The sequence below is a fragment of the Synechococcus sp. R3-13 genome, from assembly GCF_047462195.1.
In the GTDB taxonomy this organism is placed as follows: Bacteria; Cyanobacteriota; Cyanobacteriia; order Thermostichales; family Thermostichaceae; genus Thermostichus.
This window is the reverse complement of the sequence record NZ_JANSIO010000107.1, coordinates 1-6,753: the sequence shown is the minus strand read 5'-3', so window position 1 is coordinate 6,753 and position 6,753 is coordinate 1. Positions and strand designations below refer to the sequence as shown.

The 6,753-nt window shown below is 59.3% G+C and carries 7 protein-coding genes; 4 read left to right on the top strand and 3 right to left on the bottom strand.

The genetic code is table 11. The features are described from left to right. Nucleotides 1-1,081: class II glutamine amidotransferase (locus NW856_RS03670; protein WP_414399146.1), on the bottom strand; the 1,081-nt coding region annotated here is incomplete at its 3' end. A 297-nt stretch (nt 1,082-1,378) separates the two neighbouring features. Continuing rightward, entirely contained in the window at nt 1,379-2,473 is a 1,095-nt protein-coding gene (locus NW856_RS03665; protein WP_414399145.1) for a hypothetical protein, read from the bottom strand. Between the two features lie 234 nt (nt 2,474-2,707). Here NW856_RS03665 and NW856_RS03660 point away from each other — a divergent pair, with 234 nt between their 5' ends. Further along, nucleotides 2,708-3,727 (top strand): ATP-binding cassette domain-containing protein, encoded by a 1,020-nt coding sequence (locus tag NW856_RS03660; RefSeq protein WP_414399144.1) that lies wholly within the window; start codon nt 2,708-2,710, stop codon nt 3,725-3,727. Nucleotides 3,728-3,868: 141 nt separating this feature from the next. Then, nucleotides 3,869-4,723: an ABC transporter permease gene (locus NW856_RS03655; protein ID WP_414399143.1), complete on the top strand. Its 855-nt coding sequence runs from the start codon at nt 3,869-3,871 to the stop codon at nt 4,721-4,723. Between the two features lie 24 nt (nt 4,724-4,747). On the opposite strand, the gene NW856_RS03650 is transcribed toward NW856_RS03655, so the two are convergent. Beyond that, nucleotides 4,748-4,966: a hypothetical protein gene (locus NW856_RS03650; protein WP_414399141.1), complete on the bottom strand. Its 219-nt coding sequence runs from the start codon at nt 4,964-4,966 to the stop codon at nt 4,748-4,750. 113 nt (nt 4,967-5,079) lie between these two features. Here NW856_RS03650 and NW856_RS03645 point away from each other — a divergent pair, with 113 nt between their 5' ends. Both NW856_RS03645 and thiL read left to right on the top strand, forming a co-directional pair. Continuing rightward, nucleotides 5,080-5,730 carry a class I SAM-dependent methyltransferase gene (locus NW856_RS03645; protein WP_414399139.1) on the top strand — a complete coding sequence of 217 codons (651 nt, stop codon included), beginning with the start codon at nt 5,080-5,082 and terminating at the stop codon, nt 5,728-5,730. A 114-nt stretch (nt 5,731-5,844) separates the two neighbouring features. After that, nucleotides 5,845-6,753, top strand: a 909-nt coding sequence (gene thiL, locus NW856_RS03640; RefSeq protein ID WP_414399137.1) for a thiamine-phosphate kinase, incomplete at its 3' end; no start/stop codon positions are given.

Below are 6,753 nucleotides of genomic sequence, written 5' to 3'. Positions count from 1 at the left end.
CGCAGAAAACCACCATCGCCGGGCCATCCCAGGGCTCCTGCAGGCCGCCGAAGAACTCGTAGAAATCCACCACTTCCGGGTGATTCTGCAGTTCTGGCTGGTTGCGATAGGCTTCCGGGATCAGCACCATCATCGCCTGCTGAGTGGAGTAGCCCGACTGAATCAACAGCTCAAACACGGCGTCCAGGCCCGCCGAGTCGCTGGTGCCCGGGTCAATAATCGGCTTCAGATCCTCGACCGCTGTACCCCAGCGGGGATGGGAAAGGGTTTGTTCGCGGGCGGCCATCCAGTTGACATTGCCCAGGTAGGTGTTGATCTCGCCGTTGTGGCAAAGGTAGCGAAAAGGCTGAGCCAGGGACCAACGCGGCAGGGTGTTGGTGCTGAAGCGGCGATGGTAAGTGGCGTAGGCAGTGGTGTAGAGGGGGTTTTGCAGATCTCGATAAAACCGGCCCAGAACCGACGATTGCACCATGCCTTTGTAAACGACAACCCGGCAGGACAAAGAGGCAAAATACAGAGCATAAAAGCCAAACCGAGCCTCTACCCGCCGCCGAATGCGCCGCCGCAACAGATAGAGCTGCTGCTCTAGCTCGTCTCCTTCTAGCGTGGGATGGGTGAGGAGCATCTGCCAAATGGAGGGCATGGTCTGCCGCGCCATCGGCCCCAGGCAATTGGGATTGACCGGTACCTGCCGCCAAACCACCCGCTGCCAGTCGGTGGTGGTCAAGTACTCATCGATCACCTGCTGCACCGCCTGACACTCAGCAGGATCCTGAGGCAAAAAGACCATCCCCACCGCGCTGTGAGTGGGATCCAAAGCTCGAATTTCTTCCATTTCTGCTTGCAACAGCGACCAGGGGATCGCCGTCGCAATGCCCGCCCCATCGCCGCTCTGGCCGTCGCCGCCACAGCCACCCCGATGCTCCATACAGGTGAGAGCCTGAAGGGTTTTCTGCAAGAGGTCGTGGCTGGCTCTCCCCTGCTGATCCACCAAAAAGCCGACCCCGCAAGCATCCCGCTCTTGAAAGTGCCAGTTTTCCTGCAGGATAGGAACCGAGACCTGAGAGCGATGGGGATTCATAGGAGTCAAAACAGTTTGGAATAAATCACGCTTTTAGAGGTGGAAAACCAGCATATCGCACTCCAATCCGACAGGAAAAGGGGGCAGCCCCAAGTTAGGGCCGGATTTTGCCAGTAAGGCAACAGAATGTTCCAGCGGAAGGAAGCAGCGAAGTAGAGTTCAAAAAGGCTCACTATGAACAGATTTTTCGAGCTTCTTCTGCGGGCTTCTCCGGCAGACTTTGAGACGATCTGAGAAAACCGAGGCATAGGCGCCAGCTCACGGCCAACTGGCTCTGTGGAGAACTGCGATCAATCGCTATCTGAAAAAGTCAGAAAACGTATCCCGCAGATCCGAAAGCCGATCGTTGAAGCAAGTCAGCCGATCCCCTGCGGAGTTCACCAGCGTCAGATCTGCCCGACCGGTTGCCCCTTCGGATCCCAGTAGAGGAACGCTCATGCGGCTGGGATCCGTGGGATTCTGGGAAACGCGGATGACGGCTCGATCGCGGTTCAATTGATAAGCCTCGGCCACATAGCGGATGGGCTCGCTCAAGGTGGGATCCACCGGCAGCCCTGGGGCCGGCAGGAGATCCACCAGCTCGGTGAACGTGCCACTCCGCAGGCCCACCACGGCAGCAGCTCCCAACTGGTTACAAATGGCAATGAGAACCGGCTCTTGGGCAGTGGCGGTGAGGTTGGCCAAGGTGACGGTGACCGTGGCACGGCTGGCTGCTGCCGGATAGGTGACCTCAAAGGTGCGGGCAAAGGCATTGCCCAGCTCGTCGCGGGCGCGGAAGCGAAGCTGCCCGGTGTAGGGCAGGATGGAAGAAAAATAGATGCCAAAGCGGTCGCTGGGGCCCCGTCCGGGGATATTGGCTTGTCCGGGAACATAGGCAAGGGCAGCCCGACTTTGCCACTGATTGGGCGGGGCGTAGGGCAGCAGCGGGCCACTGGTGAAGCTGGGGGGTTCTTTGGGGGGCAGATCCGGCTGGCCATCTCTGTTCAGATCCAGGCCATTGCCCAAAAAGGCCACCGAGCGCTGTAAGAGGATGGGGCGGTTTTGGTTATCCAGAGGGGGATTCCGCCTCTCTGCCAGCCCGGCATTGTCCACATAGACATTGAGGGGGCGATTTAGGATTTGGTTATCCCGTTGCCGCCGCATGTTGAACTGTAGGTAAGGCCCCACTGCGCCCGCTGCCGGGGATCCCCCTGTAATTTCAAAATCATCTGCCCGCAGAAAGACATTTTCCAGTGGGCCCAGGGGAGTTGTTCCCTCGCCGCAACCGACCAAGCCAAGCGCTAAAATGGCCAAGGCTGTATAAGCTACAACAGAGCATCCTTTTTCGATAGGGGAATCCGAGCCCCCACAAGTCGGCAGCAGGGGCCGGCAGGCATGCTTTGGCTTCAGCATTCATCTCCTCTCCACAGATCCACAACAAACACCTTGGCGAGGGTTCGACCCAACCGGACTAGGTTGAAGGATGGGCAGGGATCCCCCACCGGATTCGCCTGAACCACTATACCGTGAGCCTCGGTTCAGCTCCCACCATCCCTAGGGGGTTGGCGGCAAGGGGCAAGAAATGGGGGCGATCGCCACCCCTCATCTTCTGTAGAGGCTTGATAGCCTAGAGGGAGCGAAATGTGAATGCCCATGTCAAGTACTCCCGCAGTCTTGGTACAGCAACTTCAGAAGCGCTACGGATCCACAGTGGCCGTGGCGGATGTCTCCTTTCAGGTGGAACCCGGCCAGATCTACGGCATTCTCGGCCCCAATGGAGCGGGCAAGACCACCACTTTGCATTGCCTCTGCACCTTGCTCCGTCCCGACTCAGGCCGGATAGAGGTGTACGGGATCCCGGCCAGCGAAAACCCCAAAGCGGTACGAGAAAAACTGGGGTTTGTCGCCCAAGAGGTGGCTTTGGATAAGGTGCTGACCGGGCGAGAATTGTTGCAGTTGCAGGCCGATCTCCACCACCTGCCTCGCCCCTTGGCTCAAGAGCGAATCGTTGCCGTCCTGGAACTGCTGGGGCTGACCGACCGCGCCGACCAACTCATCGGTACCTACTCCGGCGGGCTGCGCAAACGCTTGGATCTGGCGGCAGGACTGCTCCATCAACCCCAGGTGCTGGTCTTGGACGAGCCCACGGTGGGCCTGGACATTCCCAGTCGGCTGGCCATCTGGGATTTTTTGCGCCAACTCAAGAACACAGGGATCACAGTGGTGCTCAGCAGCCACTACCTGGAGGAGATCGACCTGCTGGCGGATCGGGTGGCCATCATCGACCGGGGCAAGGTGATTGCCGAGGGAACCCCCGAGGAGCTGAAAACCCGCGTCGGCGGCGAGCGCATCACCGTCAAGCTGCAGGAATTTGCCCCGGCGGAACTGGCCCAACGGGGTGCCCAACTGCTGGGATCCCTGCCCTTTGTCCAGAAGGTGGTGATCAACAGCGCCCAGGGCAACGCCCTGAACCTGGTGGTGCAGCGGAATGGAGAGGATCCCCTCAGCCAGATCCGCGCTCACTTGCAAGCTCATGGGCTGGAGGTGTTCAGCAGCACCCAATCTCGTCCCAGCTTGGATGATGTGTATTTGGCGGCAACCGGGCAAACCCTGATGGACGCGGAGCTGGCCGCTGCCGAGGCCAATCTGGGCAAAAAGAAAAAGTAACTTCATCCCCTCATGATCGAGCCCCATTGATCCCTGTACAAAGGCATATCGAGATATTTAATTGGTTGTATTGGTTGATGGATTAGATACTGCATTCATTCATCACACATTCATTGATCACAACTCTACAGGAGCTTGGGTATGACCTCTGCCTCTTCCCCGGTTCAATCTAACCCGATCCCCCTTTTGACGGCTGACTTTTGGCAGGAGACCTTCGCCCTCACCCGCCGCTTGTTTATCCAACTGCAGCGTCGCCCCACAACCTTGCTGGCCGGCATTATCCAGCCGTTGCTCTGGCTGATTCTATTTGGAGCCTTGTTTCAGAATGCTCCTGCCGGCATTTTCGGGGCCGGACAAAACTACACCCAGTTTTTGGGGGCGGGAGTCATTGTGTTTACGGCTTTTGGTGGAGCCTTGAATGCCGGAGTGCCGGTGATTTTCGACCGAGAATTTGGCTTTTTGAACCGGCTGTTGGTGGCTCCCCTCACCTCTCGTTTTTCCATTGTTCTCGCCTCTAGCCTGTTCATCGTCAGCTTGGCGCTGCTGCAGACGGCGGTGATTGTGGGGGCAGATTACGCCCTTGGGGCCGGGATCCCCGACGGGCCAGGCTTGGCGGTGGTGGCCCTGATCGTGGGCCTGTTGGTCTTGGGCTTTACGGCGCTGAGCTTGGGCTTGGCCTTTGCCATGCCGGGGCACCAGCAATTGCTGGCTTTCATCTTTTTGGTGAACTTGCCCCTGATCTTTTCCAGCACGGCCTTGGCTCCCCTGAGCTTTATGCCCACCTGGCTGCGTTGGGTGGCCAGCCTCAACCCCCTCACCTTTGCCATCGAGCCCATTCGCCATGTCTACCGCAGCGATAGCTGGAGCTGGGCCGATGTGGTGCTGCAGGCTCCCTGGGGCGATCTCACCCTGGCGGGATCCCTGGGCCTCTTGACGGGGTTTGTCGTAGTGTCGGTTCTGCTGGTGCAGGGGGTGTTGCGCAAAAGTTTGGCCTGAGCCTCTCTGCCCAGGCTGTGCCCCTCAAAGCCATCGGCGGGAAGCGGACTTCTCCATAGCCGCCTGTGCCTGCTGCACCAGAGCCAGGGGGCTGTCCTGAGCCGGGGAGACGCTGAGAGAGGGGGTAAGGCTGCGAGCCTGCAGGGCCATGTGGAGCTGCAGTTCGGTTACGTACTCCCGCAGGCCAAGGCCGGACTCAGCAGAAGAACGGCTCGCTGCCGAGGGGTGAGATGCAGACATCATGGCAAGGAGTCCCTCGCGAAATTGCCACCGTTGCTCTGCTAAGCTATCACGCCTGCCCCTTTTCTGAAGGTTCCAAAATGTTAGCTTTGATTAAGCTTTGAAATCATTCGGCCATGGTGGTGCTCAAGGATTGGCAGCGCTCCAAGTTGGATCCCAGCGACGATGCCCTCTTTTACAGCTATCCTCGCTTCGTGACTCATGTGGATTCTGGCTTCATCGGCCAGCTCACCGATCTATACCGCGAGCATTTGCGGCCCCAGACCCGCATTCTCGATCTGATGAGCAGTTGGGTCTCCCATTTGCCACCTGAGATGGAGTTTGCCCATGTGGAGGGGCATGGGATGAACCCTGAGGAACTGGCGGCCAACCCCCGGCTGGATCACTTCTTCATCCAAAACTTGAACCAAAACCCAAGTCTGCCCTTCCCCGATCACTCCTTCGATGCGGTGCTGAATACGGTTTCGGTGCAGTATCTGCAGCAGCCAGAGCAGGTGTTTGCAGAGGTGTATCGCATTCTAAAGCCCCAGGGCCTGTTCATCGTCAGCTTCTCCAATCGCATGTTTTTCCAGAAGGCGATCCAGGCTTGGCGGGACAACTCCGAGGCGGGGCGGGTGGAGTTGGTCAGGCGCTATTTTGAGTCAGTGCCGGGGTTTGAGGTGGTGAAAGTGATCCAGCGGCCTGCCCCTATGGGTTGGCTGGGCTTTTGGGCAGGCGGAGGCGGGGATCCCTTCTATGCCCTGATTGGACAGCGGACGGCGGGGTAGAATTCTCCAGCTTGCCTGTGGCGTGCAGGCGGGATCCTTGGAAATATCCAACAAGAACCCATCATCCATCAGCTTTTTCAGCTTTGCTATCCTCGCTACCCTCAGAGGGCTGTTTTGTTCTCCGGTCTTCCTGACAGTGCTTCTCCACAAAACGGCGATCCTTCCCCCCTACCCATCTCGGCAATTGGGGAGGCGGGGCTGCTGCAGATCGTGCAGCGCTACTGTCCGGCCCAGGTGGTGGGAGACGATGCGGCGGTGTTAGCTGCTCCGGAGGGGCAGTTGGTGGTGACAACCGATGTGTTGGTGGAGGGAGTTCACTTCAGCGATCTGACGACCCCGGCCCATGCGGTGGGCTGGCGCGCGGTGGCCGCCAATCTATCGGATCTGGCCGCGATGGGATCCCGTCCGCAGGCGTTGGTGGTGGGTTTGGGCTTGCCGGGATCCACGCCGGTCGCTTGGGTGGAGGAGCTTTATCAAGGGATGCAAGCCTGTTGCGCCCGCTGGGAATGCCAACTGGTGGGAGGGGATCTGTGTCGGTCGCCGCATCGATTTGTGGCAATCACGGCCCTGGGATCGGTGCAGCCGGGGCGGGCCATTCAGCGCAGACGGGCTCAACCCGGCGATTGGCTGGTGGTAACAGGGCCCCACGGAGATGCGCGGGCAGGCTTGGAGCTGCTTCTCCATCCTGAACAGGGATCCTCAGCTACGGCGGCCGAGCGCGAGCAGTTGATCAGGGCTCACCAATACCCACGCCCGCGACTGGATCTGTTGCCCCTCTTGGAAGGGATCCCGGATCCCTTGCGCATTGCCGGTATGGATACCAGCGACGGTTTGGCAGATGCCCTGGTGCAGGTGTGTCAGGCCAGTGGGGTGGAGGCAAGGATTGCCGTGGAGCGGATCCCGATTTCAAAAGCTTTGCGGCAGGCTTTTCCGGCCCAAGCCTGGGAGTGGGCGCTTTATGGGGGCGAAGATTTTGAGCTGCTCCTCAGTGCCGAGGTGTCGGTGGCCAAGCATCTGTTGGAA

Coding starts and splice junctions, on each gene's coding strand:
- NW856_RS03665 (WP_414399145.1), bottom strand. CDS start 2,473: ATGCTGAAGCCAAAGCATGCCTGCCGGCCCCTGCTGCCGACTTGTGGG.
- NW856_RS03660 (WP_414399144.1), top strand. CDS start 2,708: ATGCCCATGTCAAGTACTCCCGCAGTCTTGGTACAGCAACTTCAGAAG.
- NW856_RS03655 (WP_414399143.1), top strand. CDS start 3,869: ATGACCTCTGCCTCTTCCCCGGTTCAATCTAACCCGATCCCCCTTTTG.
- NW856_RS03650 (WP_414399141.1), bottom strand. CDS start 4,966: ATGATGTCTGCATCTCACCCCTCGGCAGCGAGCCGTTCTTCTGCTGAG.
- NW856_RS03645 (WP_414399139.1), top strand. CDS start 5,080: ATGGTGGTGCTCAAGGATTGGCAGCGCTCCAAGTTGGATCCCAGCGAC.